Origin of the sequence: Aedoeadaptatus acetigenes (genome assembly GCF_025566985.1) — a bacterium.
Taxonomy (GTDB): Bacteria; Bacillota; Clostridia; order Tissierellales; family Peptoniphilaceae; genus Aedoeadaptatus; species Aedoeadaptatus acetigenes.
This window is the reverse complement of sequence record NZ_JAOQJD010000007.1, coordinates 93,601-117,402: the sequence shown is the minus strand read 5'-3', so window position 1 is coordinate 117,402 and position 23,802 is coordinate 93,601. Positions and strand designations below refer to the sequence as shown.

Below are 23,802 nucleotides of genomic sequence, written 5' to 3'. Positions count from 1 at the left end.
GCAAGACAAATTAAAACGCATAATGATTAGAGAAATGGAGAGAGAAAAACATCAAAAAGTCGATAAAAATGATTAGAAAGTCCTTGACAAGTTGTTACAGGAAAAACTGCTAAGTCCATTTTAATTTCTTGCGGTGCGCGATTAGCTCCTTTTGATATAGACGAATTAAAAGAAATTATGTCTTACGATGACCTTGAACTAGATAAAATCGGCGACCGTAAAACTGCTCTATTTATTATTGTTTCCGACACAGATACGACCTTTAACTTTGTTATAGCAATGCTTTATTCTCAGCTCTTTAACTTACTGTGTGAGCGAGCAGACGATAAGTTTGGTGGGAAACTTCCTGTCCACGTCCGTTGCTTACTCGATGAATTTGCTAACATTGGACAAATACCTAATTTCGAAAAATTAATTGCTACGATTCGTTCGAGAAGAATTTCTGCTAGTGTTATTCTTCAGACCCAATCGCAATTAAAAGACCTCTATAAAGAAAAAGCAGATACCATTATTGGGAACTGCGATACTACTCTTTTTCTCGGCGGAAAGGAAAAAACAACTTCCAAAGAAATGGAAGAACTGTTAGGTAAGGAGACAATAGACTTATTTAATGACTCTGAAAATAGAGGAAGAGAAAAGAGTTATGGTATGTCGTATCAAAAGACAGGTCGCTCATTAATGACGCAAGATGAAGTAGCCGTCATGGACGGCGGTAAGTGCATTTTGCAGATTCGTGGTTCCAGACCTTTTTTTAGCGATAAATACGATCTACTAAGTCATAAACGTTATAAACAGTTATCCGATTATAACGACAAATATGCTTTTGATGTTGAAAAATATCTATACAGAAGAAGCATGAGCTATCTAAAAAAGAAAACAACGATTCCTAAACAAGTAATGAGTACGTATATTGACAGAATAAAGAAGGAAGAAGGTAATGATGAAAAGAAAACAGCGTGAGAAATTTTCTTATGGCGTTGCAGTAGGGATAGTAGCATTCTCCTCTATAGCAACAGTCGGCGCTATGGGCGTTTTAGCTCTTGAAAAGCTAAAAAAGTTTGTTCAAAGAACGGCAGATACCACTGTTGAAATTAAGCTCTATGAAAGGGCATGGGAAGATTTATTGGACGAACTGGAAGATGAAGATGAAGAATGCGAAGAGTACGAAGTTTGCTTTAATTATAAAGATTAAATAAAGGAGAATATTATGGGATTTTTTAGTAGTGCAGTTACAACCTTACAACAATTAGTAGTAGCTTTAGGTGCCGGTCTCGGCGCATGGGGAGTAATCAATCTTTTGGAAGGCTATGGGAACGATAATCCCGGCGCAAAATCGCAAGGTATTAAGCAGTTAATGGCCGGTGGCGTTGTTTTAGTTGGAACGAAACTAATTCCCCTATTGTCGGGTTTATTTTAAGACAAAACAAGCTAATAATAGCCTTTTATCGAGGAGGTGCTTATGCAGTTAGCGGAGAAGTTCCTTAACGGTTTGAAGCAACCTATGATCGATAACTGTATGAAAGTCTTTGAAAATATGCAGAAAATGATGAACGACCAAATGACGAAAGCAGGCGATGTCGTATCACAAACTCCACAAGCATATAATTCAGACTTGTATAATTTAGCAAAAAACATTAATGAGACGGCGGTTATACCAATCGCCGTCTTAATTATTACCTTTATTGCGATTTACGAAATAATTCATCTAGTTATCGACAGGAACAATTTTAATGATTTTGAAACCTTTATATTTTTTAAATGGATTTTTAAAACATCGATATCCATTTATTTAGTTAGTCATGCTTTTGAATTTTCAATGGCAATATTTGATGTTATGCAGTCTGTCATACGCTCAGCCTCAGGAATTAGTATTCAACAATTCCAGGTAGGGCAAGAAGCTATGAAAGCAAGTATAGAAAAGATGAGCATAGTAGACCTAATGTTTTTTACCACGCAACTTAATGCGATGCAGATGATTGTCTGGGCATTAGGCATTGTTATTTGGGTCATTTGTGTAGGACGTATTATTGAGATGTACTTTATTATTTCTGTAGGTGCATTACCCTTTGCGACTCTAACATCGAGCCGATATGGACATATTGGAGACTCTTATATCAAATCAGCGGTCGCATTAGGCTTGCAAGGTTTATTTATTATCATCACTCTAGGAGCATGGTCGGTATTCGTGCAGTCTCTAACAGTAGCAAAAAATGGCAATCCATGGACATTTATGTTCTCGTTCCTAGCAGCAAGCTTACTTGCCGTGATTGTACTCTTTAGAACAAAATCGGCAGCAAGTTCGATTGTCTCTGCAGCGTAAAGAAAGGAGGAAGCAATGGCTTATGTAAATGTACCGAGAGACCTGTCAAAGTATGAATCTAAAGTCGCATTTAACCTAACAAAAAGACAATTGATTTGTTTTTCGATAGGAGCGGCTTTTGCAATTCCCGCTTACTGGTTTACACGTCATTTTTTACCAAGTGACGTGCGTTCAATTTTAATGTTTATTATTGCAAGTCCTTTTTTTGTTGCCGGTATTTTTAAAAAAGACGGCATGACTCTAGAGAAATATCTCTACATTGTGTGCCGACAGAAATATTTTAGACCTGGCATACGACGCTATAAGACGCTGACTCAAAGTAAGCGAGAAGTTACGACAAAAATAAAAGGAAAAACAAAAAAGAAGAAAAAGAGGTGAGATCATCTTGAATCAAAATTTCCAAAAAAAGCAAGAACAGCGTCTAAAATCAAACATCGACGCAGCGAAGAAAAATAAAGAAGACTTTGGCAACACAAAAGCCAAAAAGTCGGAATCAAAGACTCCTCAAGTTTTACAAAACTTATTGCAATTACTCGTTAAGAAAGAGGACAACGAAGTCTACACGACGCAAGATAGCTTACCTTACGACAAGATCTTTCAAGACGGTATTATGAAGCTTGACGAAGGACGCTATAACAAATGTATTGAGTTTACTGACATTAACTACCGATTAGCAAAGCCTGAAGATCAAAGAAAGATTTTCGACGACTATTGTAAGTTTTTAAACTACTTCGACTCGACGATTGATTTCCAACTGACTTTTTTAAATTTAACAGGTTTTGCTGACAGGCTCATGCACAATATTCGCATACAAAAGCAGAATGACCCGTTCAATGATATTCGAATGGAATATAGTAGAATGCTTCGTAATCAATTGGCAAAAGGCAACAATGGTTTGATTAAACGAAAGTTTATTACTTTTACCATTAAAGCTAAAAATTTAAAAGAAGCTATTCCAAGACTTGAACGAATAGAAACAGATATTCGCAATAATTTTAAAACACTAGGCGTACAGGCTGAATGTTTAACCGGGAAACAACGTGTCGAACAACTTCATGATATTTTAAATCAGGGAAGCGACAGAGAACGGACGACGTTTGATTGGCATAATGTAAGAACCGGAAGCATGACGACGAAGGACTATATATCTCCCTCATCGTTTAATTTTCAAAATCCACGAATATTTAAAATGGGGCAGATGTATGGTGCAAGTAGCTTTTTAAGAATTGACGCTCCTGAACTGTCGGATAAAATGCTTGCTGAAATTTTAGACATCGAAGACGATCTATTGGTGAATATTCATATTCGATCAATGGATCAACAAGAAGCAATTAAAGAAGTTAAGCGGACAATTACCGACCTGGATAGAACGAAGATTGAGGAACAAAAGAAAGCCGTTCGCTCAGGTTACGATATGGATATTATCCCCTCAGACCTTGCGAGCTTTTCTGAAGAAGCGAAGAATTTGTTGGAAGAACTCCAAGGGCGAAACGAGCGTCATTTTATTGTAAGCTTCCAGATTACGACCTTTGCTAAAAATAGAAAGAAGCTTGAAAATATCATTTTCCAATTAAATGGTATCGTTCAAAAATACAACTGTAGTTTAAAACGTATGGACTATCAACAGGAACAAGGACTTATGTCTGCGTTACCGATTGGGGTAAATCAAATAGACTTTGAAAGAAAGCTCACAACGTCTTGTGCAGCTATTTTTGTACCCTTTACAACCCAAGAGTTATTTATGGGCGGGAAAGCCCTCTATTACGGTTTAAACGCCATATCCAACAATATGATTATGGTAGATAGGGGTACACTAAAAAACCCTAATGGACTGATTCTAGGTACTCCTGGTGCCGGTAAATCTTTCTCGGCCAAGCGGGAAATGACGAATGCTTTCTTCATCACAGATAATGACATTATTATTTGTGACCCTGAAGCGGAATATTCGCCATTGGTAAAGGCGCTAGGTGGTGAAGTTGTTGAAATATCACCAAACTCCAAACATCATATTAATCCTTTGGATATTAATATTAACTACGCCGACGGCGACGACCCAATCATGTTTAAAGCGTCGTTTATTCTATCCCTATTCGAACTGATCACAGGTGGTACGCAAGGTTTACAGCCGACAGAAATTACCATTATCGACCGATGTACAAGAGCGATCTATCGGAAATATTTAGAAAATCCTATTCCTGAAAATATTCCGATCCTGGAAGACCTATACAATGAATTAAAGAGACAAAAGGATATAGAAGCTGAGCGATTAGCGACCTCTCTTGAAATTTATGTAACAGGTTCCCTTCGAGTTTTCAACAATCGTACAAATGTAGACGCTAACAATCGAGTCATTTGCTACGACATTAAAAACTTGGGTAATGCACTGAAGAAGCTAGGTATGCTGATTATTCAAGACCAAGTTTGGAATCGAGTGTCCATTAACAGAGACAACTTTAAAAAGACCTGTTTTTACATTGACGAGTTCCACTTGCTGCTAAAAGAAAAGCAAACTGCGGAATATTCGGTGGAAATCTGGAAGCGGTTTAGAAAGTGGGGAGGAATCCCAACTGGTATCACACAAAACGTTAAGGACTTACTACTAAGTCAAGAGATTGAAAACATCATCGAAAACTCAGACTTTGTTTTAATGTTAAACCAAGCTTCTGGCGACCGTGAAATCTTAGCTCATCGTCTCGGTATTTCACAAGATCAACTGTCTTATATCACCAATTCAGGTGAAGGAGAGGGCTTATTATACTTTGGCAATGTTATTGTGCCATTTATAGATAAGTTCCCGAAGGAAACGAAACTCTACAAACTCATGACAACGAAACCGGGAGAGAAAATGTATTAGATAGGAAGGTGAAGTTTTGAAAAGAAACAATTATAAAAATAAGCCTAGCCAACAGCCTATCGATTCTTCCAAGGTACAAAAGAGTAAGGAGAATTATAGCCAATCTCTGAACAGAACTAGAGACGATTACAATGCCAAGCACGAATCTTTTCATGCTTCATCTTTCAAAGACTATCGAGCCTTTACCAATCAGCAAGAAAATATAAAGAAACAAGAAAGCGTTAAGCAAGACTTTAGAAAGACTGATAAAGCTATAAATGCTCAACTCACGGCTTCCTATGAACAGCAAAAGAGGTTAAATTATAGAAAAAACCTCATGAGAAAAGAGCGTAGGGAGCGTGAAAGAGAGGAATATGCTAAAGAGCTAGAACAAAGAAGGCGAGACGAAGAACGGCGATTAGAAGAAAACAGAAAAATTGACGAGCGCCGAATTGAAGAAGAAAGACGTCGTCAAGATTATCTTCAAGAACTGGAAAATCAAAAGTTTATTCCGACTCAATCGCCTCTTTCTGCTGCTATTCAGCGTGAACTCGTAGACAAGCCCGCTAATCGTGTAGTCGATTTAACGGAAAGAAAAGAGAAATATGAGAAGCTGAATAAAAGAAAAACCTCTAACGAGAATTTTTCATCAAAAGAGAAAGAGCCTTCTACCGGTAGTCAGCCTAAGTCTTACGCCGATCAAAACTTTTATGATGCTGATCGATCTTCTACACGGCAACATCGTGATAGTGTTAAAGATCCAAAAAAAGAAAAGCTTAGGAAAAAACAGGCGAACACTGTTTATCAAAGATATCAGACAGATGTGGCTGACAATAAAGTAGAGGCGGAAAGACAAAATTCTTCTGCTCAAGCTCAAAAGTTTAAGATGACAGATGAAATGGATCTCGACGGTGACGGTATTATTGATCGATATGATGCCGACTTCAGGGATTCGAATGTTCAACATTATGGCGATTTAGACGAGCGAGAAGACGCAAGAGCGGATTCGGAAAAAGAATATACAAACAAGGATATTAAAGAATCCCTTCTCTTTAACTCTGAACCCGAAAACTCAAATAGTGCTGCGAAAAAGAAGAAGCTAATTAAAAAAGCCTATTCTTCAAAATATCGTAATGAACAAGAAAAAGAGTCTGATTTAAAAAAAGAAAAACGATTCTCGGACAAAATGTTCTTTGATGACGAAGAAAAGGTCAATGCTGAACATTTAAAACTCGATCAAAAACTCGAAAGTGTTTCCGATCGAATTGCAAGATTAAACAAAGATAAAAACGCCGGTGCTGACACCGTAGCACGAAGCGTCGGTATGTCTGCAATGGCATTAAAAGCTGCTAAAAAAAGAAAGCAGTATGCGTCACGATTAAAAAATGATGAATCATCAATGATTCATAAAGTTAAAGAACACAAGTTTAACATTGAAGATGAAGCAACTAGACGGGTAGATCAGCTAAATGCAGATCAGAATCTTGCAGTTGAAACTGGCAACAAGGCAGCTAAGACTGCCGTTAAAACGAGAAAAGCTACCCAAAAGATTAACAAGGCATATCAAAAAGCTAGGAATAAGAAAAAAGCAAGAGAATCCTACTTAGAATCAAAAGGGGCTTCGTCAAATGCTCAATCATTAAGAGAAAGAATAAGCAATGCGATGAAAAATCCCGGTCAAGCGATTAAAAGGGTCGGGGAAAAAGAAGGTGCTAAATATTTAGCACTGGCACTCATCATCGTGCTGCTTATTTTTGTGCTTTTTTCTTGTGTATCATCATCTTTAGTAGGTATTACCTATTTAGGTAACACGTCTTATCTTGCAGATTTTATCGATGTTACGGAAGCAGACAAATACTACATGAAAAAAGAAGCAAAGCTACAATGGGAGCTTCAAAACATCGAGAAAGTTTATCCTGGCTTTGATGAGTATCACGTTGTAGATGACGCTATAGGTCACGATCCACATTTGCTTATTGCATATTTAACGGTAAAATTTGAAGATTTCAAGTTGAAAGATGTTACCGGAGAATTAGAGAGTATATTCAAGGAACAGTATCAATACAAAGTTGTTAAACGCACGGAAGTACGCTACCGACGGAATGGAAGCCCTTACCTATATAAGATTTTAGAAGCGACACTTTATACTAATGACTTAGAAACGGTGCTTCGCTCTCGATTAGGTGGAGGAGATTATTCAGGGGCAACTGGCGAAATGGGAGATTATGGCAATGGTCAATTTGCACAGCCTTTAAAGCATATAAGAGTTACCTCGCCTTTTGGTCCACGTAAAGCGCCTGTACCTGGAGCTAGTACATTTCACAGAGGAGTGGATTTTAGTGCGTCTGTTGGTACGCCTGTCTACGCTTCAGAATCAGGAAGGGTTATAACGAATAAATTCAATCGCTTCCGTGGTTGGTATATTGTTGTTGACCATGGAGGTGGTCTGAGAACGTTATATCAACATTTAAACGGTCGAGCGCCCAAGGCGGTAGGCTCAAGTGTTCAACGTGGAGAAGTTATTGCTCGTACAGGTAGGAGCGGTATCGGTTCAGGTCCTCATTTACATTACGAAGTACATGTCAATGGCAAACCTGTCAATCCGCTACCTTTTATTCAAGGCAATGGAAGGCGCAAGCCAAAACCCAAGCCTAATCCGCCGACACCACCACCTTCTACTCCGGAGATTTCTGGAAGTTCAGGAGACTCAGACAAAGTAACAGACCTTGAAAAATTCGATATTTATATGGAATCTAAAGGTAACTTCATGCTCTTCGAATCTCCAATAGAAAGTGATTGGAAGGGCAAGATATCAAGAATGTTCGGTTGGAACGTTATAAACAATAAGGTTACTCTTTATAACTGGTTGGATATTAATGCCGGCGGTGAAAAGGTAGTAGCTGTAAATGACGGTGCAGTATCTTCGAGCAGCGGTGGTCTAACTTTAACTGATGACACAGGTTGGAAGATTAAGTATCGAGGAGTTAGTCCGACCAAAACCGGTAAGGTTAAAATCGGAGATCAAATCGGTACTGCGTCAGGTAAGCTATCTATTCAAATTATTAATGACCAAAATCAAATACTAAATCCGTATTTTCATTTATGGTCAGAAGGCGGACGAGTCCAGTACAAGATGTACAATCCACGTCCAAGCATAGGCAGTATAGATTTCTCTTCCGGAGGTTGGGGTCAAGGTGGCGCAATGCCAAGCGAAGCCAAACCTTTAGGCGATTATTTTATTGCAACTGCCTACACACCTGACCCTAGAGAAAATGGCGGTTACAATGGAACTGCCATGGGGACAAAACTTGTACGAGGCGTGGTAGCTGTTGACCCGAAAGTGATTCCGCTAGGAACCGTTTTATGGGTAGAAGGCTACGGTGTTTGTCGTGCAGAAGATACAGGTGGAGCCATTAAAGGTAAACGCCTTGACTTGCTGTTTGAAACTAAAAAAGAAGCCTACAATTGGGGACGACGCAAAGTGCGTGTAGCGATACTTCCAAAAGGTTATAAGCCGGGAGGAAATGTTAGTGAACGGCGAACATCACTATTAAAAGAAGCACAACGCTATAGTGGCGTTCCTTATGTTTGGGGCGGTACAAGTCCACGAGGCTTTGACTGTAGTGGCTTTGTACATTACGTCTATAAGCAAAAAGGTATTAATATTCCGAGAGAAACCGTATCTTTGTACAACGGTGCAAGAAAGGTTTCTGCAGATCAGGCAAAGCCTGGCGATATAGTGTTCTTCCACAAAACCTATAATACGAGTAAACCGATATCACACGTCGGAGTCTACATTGGAAATGGAAAAATGATACACGCCAGTTCCAGTAGAGGTGTCATTATAGCGAACATTAATACGAGTTACTGGAGAAGTAAACTTGTTGGATTCGGAAGTTATTTACCGTAAAGGAGAAAAAATGACGATAGAAAAAGTTATAAAAAAGAAAACAAAGATTCAAAAACTCGAATCGAAAATCGCAGATATGCAGAAAGAGTTAGATGTTCTAAACGAAGATTACTATGCTGATCTTGGTAAAGAAGTAGAAGAAATATTTGTTGAAAAGGAACTAGATCTTAAAGATTTAGTTCCTTTATTAAATATGATGGAATCTTCCGAGGAAGTTCCTGACAAAGAAGAAGGAGGAGAAGATGAAATCGCACATTAAAAAAGGGCTTATCCTTTGTTTAGGTATGTTACTAATTGCACAGCCTATTTATGCGAGCAATCAGGAGATAGCCAACAAATTAAAGTTATACAACAATCCGTCACAGAATCGATATATAGAAAGTAAGTTAAAGCCGGAGTCTAAAAAACAGCCGTCTCAGCCGAAAAAAACACAGGCAGCAAAACCGGCAGCAAGACGAAATCCAATTCCTAAAAAAGCAGTTACACCAACGTCACCGGCACAAAAGTCAACGGTACAAACTGCTCCGTCTGCTCCAAAAGCTGTAGTTGAGCCTAAACAAAAAACGGAATCGGAAACAGTGCCTGAAAAAGCTACTACGCCGACAATGGCAAAGCCGGAAGAAAAGAAGCCTGATGTACAGCAATTTATAAAATTCCGAGCTGAAAATGGGAAGCTATACTATCTCGTGACAACTAGAAATCCTGACACAGGAGAGATTATTGACTCGGAACTATTCAGTGAACTTTCCGAAGACCGCTTGAAGGTAATGAGTGGTGAAGATTTAGATCAACAGGAAAAAGAACGTGAAGAAGAAGAAAAACGTCGGCAAGAAGAACTTGAACGACAACGTCTTGAAGATCAAAAACAAAACAAAGAAGAAGTACCTGAGAAAAAAGGAAATGGTGGAACAATCTTCTTGATGATTTTAGTCGTTGTCGGTGTTATCGTCGCAAAACGATTTAAAGATCAAAAGAAAACACATGAAGAGTTTGACGACGATGAACTTGACGATGATGATGACGATGAATTTTACGAGGACTACGAGGCAGATTATGACGAAAATGATGATACAGAGTTATATGAAATCGATCAGAGCCTCTTTGATGAAGATGATGAAGACGAAAGAGAGGATCAAGATGAAGAATAAGCTAAAAATAGTGGCAATGGCTTTGTGTTTTTTAAGCATTTCTTCACAAGCCTTTGCTACAGGAAAATCAAATATAAATGAATATGGGACTGACGTAAAAGAAGAAACAATCGTTAGCTCAGATACGCCTCAGTATCAAGATAGTCAGGAACAGAATAAAAAGATTGTACCTTTTGATCCTTCGAAGAAAAATGATATTCATGAGTCGAGAGGTCGAATCATCATGAATGTCGATCAGAAAGGGAACGACTTTAACTCCAGAGGTAATAAGTTTGATTTAATTCCCTTTACGACGGCGAATGGTACGACTTTAAAGCTATTAGTAAATTACGACGAATACAGTGAAGATGTAGTATTACTGGGTACGACAGACGAACAAGAACTCGCAAGTATGACCAAGAACTTGACGGAAGAAACTCGTGAGAGAGAAAAAGAAAGAGAAGAGTTCCAGCAAGAAAGTAGGAAGCTTCGAGAAGAAAATAGAGAAAAGCTCCAGGAAGAAAAGAGGCTTGAAAAAGAGAAGAAAAAACAAATTCAGCGAATGCTAATGTTACCCATTATTCTAGGCGGAGTTGCAGTAGCTTTAGTCTTAAAGTATTTAAAGAAAAAGAAAGAAGCAAATGAAGAAGGCTTAGAAGATGAAGGCGATATACTTGCGGAGGACATGGAAGACGAGTTTATAGAAGCAGAAGACGAATTTGACGATGACGACGAAGAATAAGGAGGGAGCTTGTGAAATTAATTGTTGCAGAAAAACCCTCTGTCGCAAAAACAATTGCAAAAGTGATTGGCAATAGTCATAGCCGTAATGGCTATTTTGAGTGTGGAAACTATATTGTTACTTGGTGTGTCGGGCATTTAGTGTCATTGGCAGTACCGGAAGATTATACCGATTCATGGGCAAACTGGGATTTGAAAGTTTTGCCCATGATCCCGGTTCAATGGAAATTCAATGTAGTGCAATCTACACAGAATCAGTTTAAAGTAGTAAAAGCACTCATGAATCAAAAAGAAGTAAGTGAAATCATCTGTGCAGCAGATGCCGGTCGAGAAGGCGAGCTTATTTTCAGACTTGTTTATGCTAAGACAAACTGCTCTAAGCCCATAAAAAGGCTATGGGTATCTTCACTTGAAGATAAAGCCATAAGAGAGGGTTTAGATAAGTTAAGAGATGGAAGTGAGTTCGACTCGCTTTATCAATCGGCACTGGCAAGAGCAAAAGCCGATTGGTTGGTAGGAATGAATTATACACGCCTATACACTGTAGGTTATTCTGAAAAACTAACAATTGGTAGAGTACAAACACCTACGGTCGCCATGGTAGTTGAACGAGATAATGCTATTAAAAACTTTGTGAAATCCAAATACTATGAACTAGAAGTACAGGCGATCAAGGACAATCAAAAGATCCTCTTTAGATCTATTAATCAATGGGAAAAGAAAGAAGATGTTCCCGGTGATCTGGGAAGACATATTATAATTACTAGCTATGTTGAAGATCAAAAGAAAACTTCCGCTCCTCGTCTTTACGATTTAACGAGTTTACAAAAAACAGCCAATCAAGTGTATGGTTTCACAGCCCAGCAGACTTTAGATTATGCACAGAGTCTATACGAAAAGAAGCTTATAACCTATCCAAGAACGGATTCACGTTATCTCACTGAAGGTATGAAAAGTACAACGGAAGAACTAATTCATCATTGTCCGTTATACGAAATGAACGACAAAAAGAGCAATCACGATCGATTGTTTGATGATAGTAAAGTTTCTGATCACCATGCACTGTTGCCGACACTAGAATCTTTAGATGAAGATCTTCATAATGTGCCAAGTTCAGAAATTAAAATTTATGAACTCATTTACTATAGGCTATTAGAATCGGTTTCGGGAGATCACATCATCAGGCAACAAAAAGCAGAGGCTATCTTTAAAGAGCGTCCTGAAGTTAAACTTCAAGCAGTTGGCAAAATTATTGAAGAAGAAGGCTTTAAGTCGGTCGAGAAGTTATACAGAGAAATCAGCCTTGAGAACAGTCCAATTTTCAGAATTGAAGAAAATGAGCTTCTGTCAATTGAAAATATCTCTATCGTTGAAAAAACGAAAAGTCCGCCAAAACCCTATAATGAGTCAACACTTTTAGGAGCTATGGAAACGGCGGGAACTGAAGATCTAGATACGAGTTTAGAGATAGAGCGAAAAGGCTTAGGTACTGCTGCTACAAGGGCTTCTATTATTGAAAAGTTGATCCAGTCCGAATATCTAGTGAGAGATAAAAAGAATCTCAGGTCTACAGAGAAGGCACAAAGACTCATCACCGTAGTTGATAGTCGAATTAAAGATCCTAAGACAACAGCTCAGTGGGAAAATTTACTATCTTTAATTTCCACCGGCGACTATCAAGCTGAGAATTTTTTAAAGAAGATTATTAAGGAAATTACAGACCATTGTTCAGATTTTGAACCTGATTCAAGTTTAATTCGCAGCAATCAAATTGGATCTTGTCCTATTTGTGGTAATGCAATAATTAAGACGAAGAAGGTTTATTTTTGTACGAATAAGGAATGTAATTTTCATATTTTCACGGAAATGTGTAGAAAATCCATTAATGAATCAGAAGTTGCAGAACTTCTGGAAAATGGAGAGACAAAACTTATAAAAGGCTTTGTTTCCAAGAAAGGCAATAAGTTTAATGCAAAATTAAAATTGAATTCAGATCATGAAGTGATTTTTGATTTTGAAAACAAGAAATAGTTTAGGAGAGAGAACAATGACTCAAAATAAAGACAAAAAAAGAATTGTACAAGAAGGATATATTGCAGAAGATATCAAGATTGAAGCTGCAATATCTAAAGAAGGTAAGCCCTTTTCCGTTGCCAATTTTTCAATCGTATTTGAAAATGAGGGTGGAGAAAGAGAATACCGCCCTGTAAGTGCCTATAAACATAATATAGATAAAGTCATGGATCTCAAAAAAGGAGATCTAATACGAGTGTATGGAACAGAGCAAGAATACTCTAAAAAGTCCGGAGAGAAGGCTGTCTCAATCAATTTAAATGATTGTGATCTTCTTGAAGGTGTAAAGAGGCAAGACATTGTTTCTTTAAGAGGTAATCTGACACAAGATGTAAGCCTTACCGATATAACGACTCGTGAAGGTGAAAAAATTCAAGTAGCTAACTTCTTTATTGTTTATAAAGATGAAAATGGAGAAAAAGCCTCTCGATCGATCAGTGCTTATGGAAAGAATGCGTTAAAGGTCGCCGACTTGAAACAAGGAGATTTTGTCCATGTTCAAGGTGCGGAAAAGCACTATAAAAATAAAGAAGGAAAAGATCGGACGTCCGTTCATCTTTATAGTTTTAAGATGCTAAAAGCTAAAGAAGATAGACAAAAAAATAAGGAAGTCGATCGGGAAGATAAGAAAATGAAAAATCAAGATGAAAGAGAAATCTAGGAGGATATTATGAATCATTGCATGTTTTCAGGAAAAGTAGTTTCAAAGGAAGCTGTTGAACAATTTACGGGCAAAGATGGCAGAACCTTTGATTCGATGAATTTTCAATTAGAAGTAGAAAATCAGAAAGAAAAAATGTTAGTACCCTGTCGCTATATTTCGTCTGCTGATACAGACAATAATTTAATGACGACGCTAGGAAATCTCGAAGACGGTCAAGACGTTATTCTCATGGGCAAGCTCAATATTCGTTCTATTAATTTTGGATTGACCACTATAACTGAGCCGTCTATTTATGTTCGCTCGATCGAAATTTTAAAAAGTAAATACAACATTGTAGATGAAGATGACAATTATATGATTATAGATAAAATGGAAACACCGTTTTAAGCTCTAGATCTATAAAAGATTAAGAAAGAAAGGGGTAGCAAAATTTTTTGTTACCTCTTTTTTTATTTAGTATTGACATATATTCCATGGAATAGTAATGTGGAGGTAGAAGATGAACGCTAATAAACATGATGAAATTTACGATAATATTTATAATACGATTGGGGGGTTGCTTGAAGCTGAACAATGGAAAGGGTTTATGCAATCTGCTGCCTATAACTATAAATATGATTTTATGAGACAGGTTGCTATATACAGCCAAAGACCTGATGCAAAAGCTTGCGCTCCGTATGACTTTTGGACACGAGTAGGACGATATGTTAAACGTGGGAGTGCCGGGATAGCAGTACCAGACGAAACCACGCAAAAAATGAATTATCTTTTCGACATTTCTGATACAGGAACTAAAGTAAACTACAATGACCAGGTTTTTGTATGGCAAATAAACAGAGAGGCGTTTAATGAAAAATATGGTACCAATTGGTATCAGGCTCTTAGCGATGAAATAAAAGAATCCATAACATCACGAAATATAATTGATGAATTGTCAGATAACCAAAAAGACGTATTATTTCATACTGTTCTGTATCAAACGCTCTATCGCATGGGCGTATCTCAAGAACAGTTGAGAGAAATAGATTTTACTAATTTAAAAAACTTGTCATTTAGTGAGTTTTTAGTCGTTGGTAGACTTGCAAATGAACAAACAAAAGAAAGTATTAATCAACTACGCTACGAATTTAAGGATTATATAGAAAGAGAGGCTCAAAATGACAGTCAAAGTTATGAACAACAAACAGTATCAAAAGATCAACGGATATTGGATTCCGGAGACAAAAATCAAGAGCGAACAAAGACCGATCAGGAAATACGGACACATGAGGTGGAAGTATCTCAGAGAGAGCGAGAAGCTTTCGGATATGGAACTGTTGAGCGAACTCGAAGTAACCGGACAACTGATGAACTATCTGGCGAATATAGAGGAGGAAGCGGAGAAAATCAAGGAATCCCGCTCGAAGATGATGGAGGAACGGAAAATCGATTCCAATCTTCAGAAGAGCGACTATCAAGCCTATCTACAAGGGGTTCTACAAATCGAGACGGAATTAGAAGAAATAATTCTGCACACTCTAATTTACGCATAGAAGATATAACACAAGAAATATCCAATAGATTCGTCATGTTTCCACCTGAGGAAGCAACACAAAAAGAAGTCATTCAGCAAGATATGGCTTCTTTTTTAAATGAGCAAAACAATAAAACTGCCTTGGATATGGATATGGATAACGACGGTGTTATTGATCGATATGATGCCGATTATCGAGATTCCACAGTACAGAGTATTGGGCAACTCGATGAAAGAGAAGAGGAACGAAACAGGGAAGATGAAAACGAAGACTATGAACTAGGCTATTTCAGTCTGGGGAATGGATATGTAGTTTCAGATCAAAATATAAACGATAGAGAAACAAATGATTTTTTGTACCTAGCTCATATAAACGCTGATCGAACGATCGATTTTTATAATGCGACATTAAGCAGCCATTATTCTCCAGGAATAGTGGATAAGATTATAGGCGAGGTTTGCTTGCAAGCGATGATCTTAGATGGGAATATCTCTTTTACTCAAAATCTAAAAGTTTTAAACGAGCTGTCTCCATTACTTAAAATAGAAGAGTTATCTAATGGAGAGATAGAAAACTTAAAGACTCTACTCACAAAAATAGATTTTAACAGTTACATCGAAGCGGAAAAACTTAATCCTCAAGTTTTATCAACTGAGGAAAGAGTTAGAGAGATTAGTCAATTAGCACTCGATGTAAACAAAAATAAGGCAAAAGATCAAGTAGAACAGTCATTACCCGAATCCAATGCTTTAAGTCAACAATTGAAATTTAACTTTCCTCCCACACCTATCACTCAGGAAGTTATAGATACTATATTAGTTCATGGTGGGAATGTTGATGGAGGAAGACTTGCTATTGTTGCAGAGTTTTCAAAAGACAAAAGCATAGAAGAATTAGGCGATTTTTTAAAGCAGTCATTTAAAGGTGGCAACGGTTTTTATATCGATGACAATCAAATCGCAGCATATTATACAGACGAAGGTCTTCAAATAGCACATGGTACATCTGCTAAGGAAAGCTATACAACGATTTCGTGGGAAGAAGTAGCGAAAAGAACTGACGAACTCCTCCAAACCGGCGATTTCGCTACGAAGGAAGAATTAGAAAATGCACTCACTTTCGAGAGGGAGAAAATTGCAGAATCGCTATGGTATTTAATACACGATCTAAATGCGGAAAGCACAGGAAGCTATTTCAAAACACTAAAGAACGAACGAAGAGGCTTCTCAGAAGATACCAAGGATATTGCGGCATTGCTATCAAATCCCGTTTCTCTCCAAGGCATCAAAGAGGAATATAGCGACTTCTTAGAAGCATATAAAGATGACAAAGATCTTCTGCGATTTAACTTTCATAAGGTAGATGATCTTTATCAAAAATTAAGTGAACTCGAATTAAAACGTCGTGCATACAAGACAAACCTAACAGAAAACAAAGGAGTGAAGTCATTTATTACAGAAGATGAAATATATGACTTCTTTCATAGCGGAAGTGGAATGTCAGGAGGAAAAGAACGAATTTATCGTTTTTTCACGGAAGATCACGGTTTAACGGAAAAGGCAGAATTTTTAAGAGATGAGTACGGCACGGGTGGTCGTATGCCGGTCTTTCCGGGTTCCAGTAGCAGTCAAGAAGAACATGATTCAAGAGGAGTTAAATTAGAAAAGGAAAACTGTTCTGAAGTTTTTCTTACCTGGTCAAATGCGGCTAAGTATGTTGATGACTTAATTCTTCAAGGTCTATACCTCGATAAGCAAGAAACGAACCTAGAAAAAGACTCAGAAGACAAGAGCAATAACTATTGGATTGTTGAATTTAATGAAAATGATCCTCTAATTCCTGATTATTCGGGCCAATTAGTAACACAGGAACTAATCAACGATATCAAAGAAAAAGATCAGTTGGTATTCAATCACAACAGAAACGTTGGAATCGACGCAAATAATGAAATGACAGACGATTATATGGGCTATTTCAAGTTTTATTTTGACCATTATGTCGATGGCGAAAGAATCGAGCATCGTCGAATTGATATTGGAGATGGAGAAGAAGCTAATGCACAAGAGTTTGCATATCTCGAAGATCAATTACTCAGAATTAAAGAAGAGCCGATTAAGCAGCAAGTCGTTTCCACGCTAGAGAAAGAGAATTTTGAAAAAATTGAGGGAATTGAAGGGAACTTCTATTTACTCAATCGAAAACAAATACCGAAAGGTGTATTGAAAGAGCCGAGCCTTATTAAAGATAGTGTAAATGGTCGTTTGGGATATGAGGCAGATCTTCTCCTAGACTTAAATGAACAAAAACTAAAATCGGTTTTTTTGTATAATGGTTATTGGATTAATAATAACGATTTTGATTATGAAAGTTATGCTGATATTGAAGCTGCCCTCGTAGATTTAACCGATCGAAGCTATACAGGAAATATCCTAGATGAGTTTACTGAAGCCAGTGCTGAAAAATATGAACTCAATGTACGTGAAGTACAAAATGTTTCTGTAAAAGATGAGAAACAAAGCTTCGATTTAGTTAAGGATTTTGATCCGCCTTCTGTCCGACTGGAAAATAATATTAAAGCGTTAGAAGTCCTCAAACGTTGTGAGAACGAAAGTCGATATGCTACAAGTGACGAGCGAAAAATTTTAGGAAACTATGTCGGTTGGGGCGGTCTTGCAGACGTTTTTAATGAAACAAAAGGTGGACAATGGGAGCGTTCAAGAGAAATAATTAAACAATATTTATCGGAAGAGGAATATGAATCCGCTAAAGAGTCCACGTTAACATCGTTTTATACGTCGAATGGGATTATCGATGGAATCTACAGTGCTTTAGAGAACATGGGATTTAAAGGCGGAAATGTTTTAGAACCGAGTGCCGGAATAGGAAACTTTATAGGCAATTTACCAAAGAGTTTGGAGCCGTCATCGTTTCATGCAGTAGAGCAAGATACGCTAAGCGGTCGCATAGCAAAACAGCTTTATCCGGAAGCTACTATTGAAGTTTCGGGATTTGAAGATGTGAAACTACAAGATGACTACTATGATATAGCAATAGGTAATGTTCCCTTCGGAAATTACAAGCTATATGATGAAGCTTATAGTAAGCAGAATTTTTTAATTCATGATTACTTTTTTGCGAAGTCTCTGGATAAAGTTCACGATGGTGGCATTGTTGCTTTTATAACATCAAAAGGAACAATGGATAAGACAAATAGTGAGTTCTTAAACTACATGGCAGATCGAGCAAAACTGGTAGGGGCTATAAGATTACCAGAAGAAGCTTTTAAGCAGACAGGAACGTCTGTCACTTCCGATATTTTATTTTTCCAAAAGGGAGAAAACAGTGATCGCACCTGGAATGAGCTGGGGAGAGATGAAAACGGAATATCCCTGAATCAGTATTTTATAGAACACCCTGAAATGATCATTGGAACTATGGTAGAGCGAACTGGTCCTTTCGGGAAGGTTGCTGCTTGTCAGCTGGGCGATAAAGATTTTTCAGTACTCTTTGAAGAAGCCATTAAAAATCTACCTAAAGGTATATACAAAGAGCCGAATGAACGGTCGATCGAACCTAAAAAAGAAGAAAATCAAATTACAGCGGAACTGCCTGATTTGTCTGATGTAGAGGATTACACCTACTGTAAAGTAGGAGATAAAATATACTACAAGAATGAAAACGTCGTCGAAGAGATCTCACAAGATGTCGAGCTGCTTAGCGGTATGATCGAGCTACGTGATACAGTTAAAGAACTTTATTACCTGGAATATAATAATTTCGATAGTAAAGCGATCGATGAGGAAATGGAAAAGCTCAATAGTGTATATGATGAATTTGTCGAAAAGCACGGTCGCATTAATGAACCTTCGAAGATTAAAGCTTTCAGAGGAGACGACTCCATTGCCATTCTTCTAGCATTAGAAGAATTAGATAATGACGGTAAGTTTGAACAGAAGGCTGATGTCTTCAGAGAACGTGTTATTAAGGGAGTAGAAGTTCCTGAGCATACAGAAGATCTGGTAGATGCTGTCATTCTTTCTCTCAATCACAAAGGTAGAATTGATCTGAATTTTATGTCTGAAATTATGGGAAGAGATTCCGCAGAAATTAAAAACGATCTTTTAGAGAAAAAGCTGGCTTTTAAAAGCGAGAGAGGTACAGGAGAATTAGTATATCGTGAAGATTTTTTATCCGGTGATATTCGCAAAAAAATAGAAACGTTCCAAGCAAATATCGACTCTTTTACAGTAGAGGAAAGAAAATCGATGATAGAAGCCCTCGAATCAGCAATACCTGAAGCAATTAAAGCGAAAGATATAAGCTTTAGGCTAGGCTCTACATGGATTCCTGAGAGGTATATTTCTGATTTCTGTAGAGAAGTGTTAGGTGGAAGTAAGCGGATTGAATTTTCGGAAGCCACGTCGAAGTGGTATGTACCTGATAAAGGGAATGACTGGAGCGTTTATAGTACGACTAAATTTGGCACCCGTCGTATGAACTCGTGGCATATTTTGGAGAAAACACTTAATCAGAATGAACGATTAAAAATTGAAGATACAATTTATGTCGATGGCAAGGAACAAAAAGTACTAAACAAAAAAGAAACGATTTTGGTACAACAAAAGCAAGAATACATGAAGCAAGAATTTGCGAATTGGCTTTTCAGTGATCCTCAAAGGACAAGTGAATTAGAAAAGATCTATAATGAGCGATTTAACAATATAGTTATTCGAAAGTATACAGGAGAAAATCTTCCGTTTAGCGGCATGAATCCGCTTATTAGCTTGCGTCCACATCAAAAAGACGTAGTAGCCAAATCAATATTCCACGGAAATACGTTGGCAGCTCATACAGTTGGAGCAGGTAAGACTTTTTCTGCAATTGCAGCCATAATGGAATCGAAACGCTTAGGTCTATCATCTAAGGCTATGATCGCCGTACCCAATCACTTAACGGAGCAGTGGGGTAGAGACTTCTTAAAATTATATCCAGACGCAAAGGTCCTTGTGGCGACAAAAAAGGATTTTGAAAAAAAGAATAGGCATAAATTAATGGCGAAAATCGCCAGTGGAAATTATGATGCCGTTATTGTAGGACACAGTCAGTTCGGTATGATTCCCGTGTCGCAAGAATATGAAAAAAGATTCCTACAAGAACAATTGAAAGAACTCGATCTAAAACTAAATTCTTGCAATAAATACACACAAGGGTTTTCCGTCAAGCAATTACAGCAAAAGAAGAAAAAACTAGAGTCGAAAATAAAGGCGTTAATGAAAGAAAAACGCCGTGATGATATTGTCAACTTTGAGGAAATGGGAATTGACAAGCTAGTTGTGGACGAAGCTCACGAATTCAAGAATTTACAAATTCCCACGAGTTTAACAGGAGTAAGTGGAATTAGCAATAGTGCGTCTCAAAAGGCATATGACCTCTATATGAAAACTAAATATTTAGATGAGAAGACCGGTCGTAAAGGTCTTCTTTTTTTAACCGGGACACCTGTTTCAAATTCTATGTGCGAACTTTTTGTTATGCAAAAGTATTTGAACAATGAAGATCTTGTCCGAACCGGATTATTGGATTTTGACGCTTGGGCTTCCACCTTTGGAGAGATTAAAAATGTGCTTGAACTATCGGTCGATGGTACAAGCTATAAGATGAAAACAAAATTTAATCGATTCAATAATATGCCAGAACTAAAAAAACAATTTTTAAATTTTGCAGATATAAAGATGCCTGAAAGCTTAGATTTGCCGGTTCCTGATCTAAAGTCTGAAGTAGTAAAGGTAAAGCCTAGCGAATTACAAAAAGAGATTATCGAAGATCTCTCTTCCAGAGCTGACAAGGTAAAATCCGGGATTGATCCTAGAATTGACAATATGCTAAAGATCACGAACGACGGGCGTAAACTGGCACTTGATCAAAGGGTATTTGACCCGATGCTGCCAGATGAAGACAACAGTAAAGTGAATGCTTGCGTCGATAAGATTGTAGAAATCTATAATCAAACTATGGATAGTAAATCCACACAAATTGTATTTTCTGATTTATCTGTTCCGAATAAAGATGAATTTAATGTTCATCATGATCTTAAGGAAAAACTCATTAAAAAAGGTCTCAAAAGCCAAGAAATTGCCTTTATACATGATGCCAATACTCCTGCAGAAAAAGAAAAGCTATTTGCGAAGGTTCGTTCAGGCGATGTTAGAGTCATCATCGGTACTACTCAAAAAATGGGAACCGGTACGAATATGCAAGACAGGGCTATCGCCTTACACCATTTAGATTGCCCGTGGAGACCGGCAGATAGAGAACAACGGCTTGGTCGCATGGTAAGACAAGGAAATGAAAATAAGGAAGTATTCGAATACACTTATATTACCGAAGGAACATTCGATGCCTATATGTATCAAATTCTAGAGAACAAGCAACGATTTATCAGTCAATTAATGACAGAAGAATCGGCTCTTCGATCCATTGAAGACGTAGATGAAATCACCTTAAACTATGCGGAGATAAAAGCTTTATGTGCTAACAATCCTTTGATTAAAGAAAAGATGGAACTAGAAAATGATGTTAATCGATTGAGCATTGAAAAAGCTGGTTATTTGCAGAATATAAATCAACTTAAAAATCAAATAGCAAATGTATATCCTGAAACCATGAAAAAACTTGAAAATAACATGAATGTTATAAATAAGGATTTAGAAAGAGCTCGTAGAAGCGAGAATAAGCCTTTTGAAATTAAAATTAATGGAAATGTATATAAAGATGAAAAAGAGGCTGCAAAAGCCTTTATAGAGTCTTATCAGGGAAGTATTAAGAAAACAACACCATTTGCAGAGTATGAAGGATTTAAAATCTTCATAGATTACAGTTCTATCGACAAGCAATATATTTTAAATATCGCAGGAGAGGAACGTAACTATAAAGAACTCGCTTCGAAGGCGGGGCACTGGAATATCACAAGAATAAAAAACATGACATCTCCGGAATATTTTAAGGAACTAATAAATAGTACGGAAGAGCGACTAAAAGAACAACAAAGAAACTTAGAAACTGCCAAAGAAGAAGTGTTAAAACCATTTATAAATGAGGAGGAATATGTAGAGAAAATGAATAGGCTTACGGAAATTAATCTGAAATTCAATGATGGAGATATTTCATTCGATCAGTCTCTGGAAGAAGCTAAAGAGAAATTATCAGATTTTTGTATTGCCTCTCAGGGTTATTCAGATATTGATTTTACCGACCTAGGAGATGTACATCTCATGACCAAAAAGATTGATGGTCAACGGAAAATAGATATATCTTGTAATTTACTCGATCAACCCGAGCTAATTACAAAGTTAAATGGTGAGATCATAGATATAAGAAGAGAACAGTCATTAGAAGACTTTATAAAACTTAATATCACTTCACTAGATCTTTCTCAACACATCCACAAACTTAAAGAAACAGGGAAGCTTGAACTTTCTGAGAAAACAAATAAAGAGGTGACCAAGCATGACAGATTCGAAGATAGAGATGATCGCTAGAGAGATAGGTGAAGATACCGAGTCCTATTTAAAGGCTTTTTTTCAATATTTTCTATTTATAGAAGATGAAACGATTTTAAACGATCTATATTCAGCCTTCATGGAGTCAAGCTATTCACTTTTTAGCGATGAGATTGTCAATTTTGAAGAAGAAATTAATGCCATAAGATATGAAGCAATAAATGACTTTATTTCTAGGGTGAATGATGTAATAGGTCAAAAGATAGATCTAAAAGCTTTTGAGACAGAATTAGAACAAAAAGATATCATCGATGCCTATGAAATAAATCTCATGGGGAAACTAACGAGAATTATAATAGTCTTTAAAAATGAAGAAGGAATAGTTCTAGGTATAAGCGAAAAAATGATATTAGAGCTAGTAACGCCCCTAGAGTTGGTCTATGAAACAAAGATTCAGCAATTACTTGGAGAAACTGAAAGTAGATCTAATATAATTCAAATTTATTTTCAAGCTCAAAAGATAGGCACATTATATTGGGATAGGTCAATAAACTTGAAAATTAAATATGGTCTTCTTTCAGATTATCTTGACGGAGAGTTCTATACTCTGAAAGAAGAAAAAGAAAAGATGGAGAAAGAGTTTAGAGACTTTTATCTAGATACGATTAATAGTTTGACGTACTTTAAAATTCCTAAATCAATTAATTTAGAAGAAATTTTCCATTTTGAAAATATCGATAGAGACTATAAAGTTATTCTCTATATGAAGAAGCTATATAAGGAGATCCTACAAGGAAAAAAGTCTAGAATGCCTGATTTTAAAAATATTATTGAGATGGAAAGCTTCATTGGGCAAGCTAACGTTTATCAGCCTTTGTTTTTGGAAAAGCTAAGTAAAGTAGACAAGACAAAACTTAGCTATGAGCAGGCAAAGAAAATAGCATTAAAGAAAATTGAAAATCAAAAGATATAAAAAGAGCTGTCTAGATAAAGAACGATTTGTGAATTGGTAAGTCATTAATATGACAGAAAGTAGATGAAAGGGTCTATTTCTAGAGATTTCCTATAGCATTGGCAGGAAAAAGACATTGCGGGGCATGGTAAAAGGTTGTATAATTAAA

The 23,802-nt window shown here is 37.0% G+C and carries 14 protein-coding genes and 1 pseudogene; all 15 read left to right on the top strand.

The window, feature by feature from the left end; genetic code table 11:
* Positions 1-87 precede the first annotated feature (87 nt).
* Positions 88-885: pseudogene (locus OCV31_RS05370) on the top strand (VirD4-like conjugal transfer protein, CD1115 family); the annotation flags it as partial.
* Positions 886-937: 52 nt separating this feature from the next.
* Positions 938-1,192, top strand: a complete 255-nt coding sequence (locus tag OCV31_RS05365; RefSeq protein WP_148473217.1) for a hypothetical protein — start codon at positions 938-940, stop codon at positions 1,190-1,192.
* Positions 1,193-1,207: 15 nt separating this feature from the next.
* Positions 1,208-1,417: a Maff2 family mobile element protein gene (locus tag OCV31_RS05360; protein ID WP_148473214.1), complete on the top strand. Its 210-nt coding sequence runs from the start codon at positions 1,208-1,210 to the stop codon at positions 1,415-1,417.
* A gap of 42 nt (positions 1,418-1,459) precedes the next feature.
* Positions 1,460-2,320 (top strand): VirB6/TrbL-like conjugal transfer protein, CD1112 family, encoded by an 861-nt coding sequence (locus tag OCV31_RS05355; protein WP_068455200.1) that lies wholly within the window; start codon positions 1,460-1,462, stop codon positions 2,318-2,320.
* Positions 2,321-2,335: 15 nt separating this feature from the next.
* A complete protein-coding gene (locus OCV31_RS05350) occupies positions 2,336-2,698 on the top strand; it encodes a PrgI family protein (RefSeq protein ID WP_108831242.1) in 363 nt (120 codons plus the stop codon).
* 7 nt (positions 2,699-2,705) lie between these two features.
* Positions 2,706-5,174: a VirB4-like conjugal transfer ATPase, CD1110 family gene (locus tag OCV31_RS05345; RefSeq protein WP_445323175.1), complete on the top strand. Its 2,469-nt coding sequence runs from the start codon at positions 2,706-2,708 to the stop codon at positions 5,172-5,174.
* Between the two features lie 16 nt (positions 5,175-5,190).
* Positions 5,191-9,063 (top strand): CD1108 family mobile element protein, encoded by a 3,873-nt coding sequence (locus OCV31_RS05340; protein ID WP_148473212.1) that lies wholly within the window; start codon positions 5,191-5,193, stop codon positions 9,061-9,063.
* Positions 9,064-9,073: 10 nt separating this feature from the next.
* Positions 9,074-9,322 (top strand): hypothetical protein, encoded by a 249-nt coding sequence (locus tag OCV31_RS05335; RefSeq protein ID WP_108831244.1) that lies wholly within the window; start codon positions 9,074-9,076, stop codon positions 9,320-9,322.
* Positions 9,306-10,211 carry a hypothetical protein gene (locus tag OCV31_RS05330; RefSeq protein ID WP_159082044.1) on the top strand — a complete coding sequence of 302 codons (906 nt, stop codon included), beginning with the start codon at positions 9,306-9,308 and terminating at the stop codon, positions 10,209-10,211. Before OCV31_RS05335 ends, OCV31_RS05330 begins: the two co-directional genes overlap by 17 nt.
* Positions 10,174-10,932: a hypothetical protein gene (locus OCV31_RS05325; RefSeq protein ID WP_267303822.1), complete on the top strand. Its 759-nt coding sequence runs from the start codon at positions 10,174-10,176 to the stop codon at positions 10,930-10,932. The genes OCV31_RS05330 and OCV31_RS05325 overlap by 38 nt, the downstream gene beginning before the upstream one ends.
* A gap of 11 nt (positions 10,933-10,943) precedes the next feature.
* Positions 10,944-12,962: a type IA DNA topoisomerase gene (locus OCV31_RS05320; protein ID WP_159082046.1), complete on the top strand. Its 2,019-nt coding sequence runs from the start codon at positions 10,944-10,946 to the stop codon at positions 12,960-12,962.
* A gap of 16 nt (positions 12,963-12,978) precedes the next feature.
* Complete coding sequence (locus tag OCV31_RS05315) at positions 12,979-13,665, top strand: single-stranded DNA-binding protein (RefSeq protein ID WP_068455170.1); 687 nt, start codon at positions 12,979-12,981, stop codon at positions 13,663-13,665.
* Between the two features lie 9 nt (positions 13,666-13,674).
* Entirely contained in the window at positions 13,675-14,055 is a 381-nt protein-coding gene (locus OCV31_RS05310) for a hypothetical protein (protein ID WP_108831247.1), read from the top strand.
* A 112-nt stretch (positions 14,056-14,167) separates the two neighbouring features.
* Positions 14,168-22,720, top strand: a complete 8,553-nt coding sequence (locus OCV31_RS05305) for an SNF2-related protein (protein ID WP_267303821.1) — start codon at positions 14,168-14,170, stop codon at positions 22,718-22,720.
* On the top strand, positions 22,689-23,654 hold the full coding sequence (locus OCV31_RS05300; RefSeq protein ID WP_108831249.1) for a hypothetical protein: 966 nt from the start codon (positions 22,689-22,691) through the stop codon (positions 23,652-23,654). Before OCV31_RS05305 ends, OCV31_RS05300 begins: the two co-directional genes overlap by 32 nt.
* Positions 23,655-23,802: the final 148 nt, after the last annotated feature.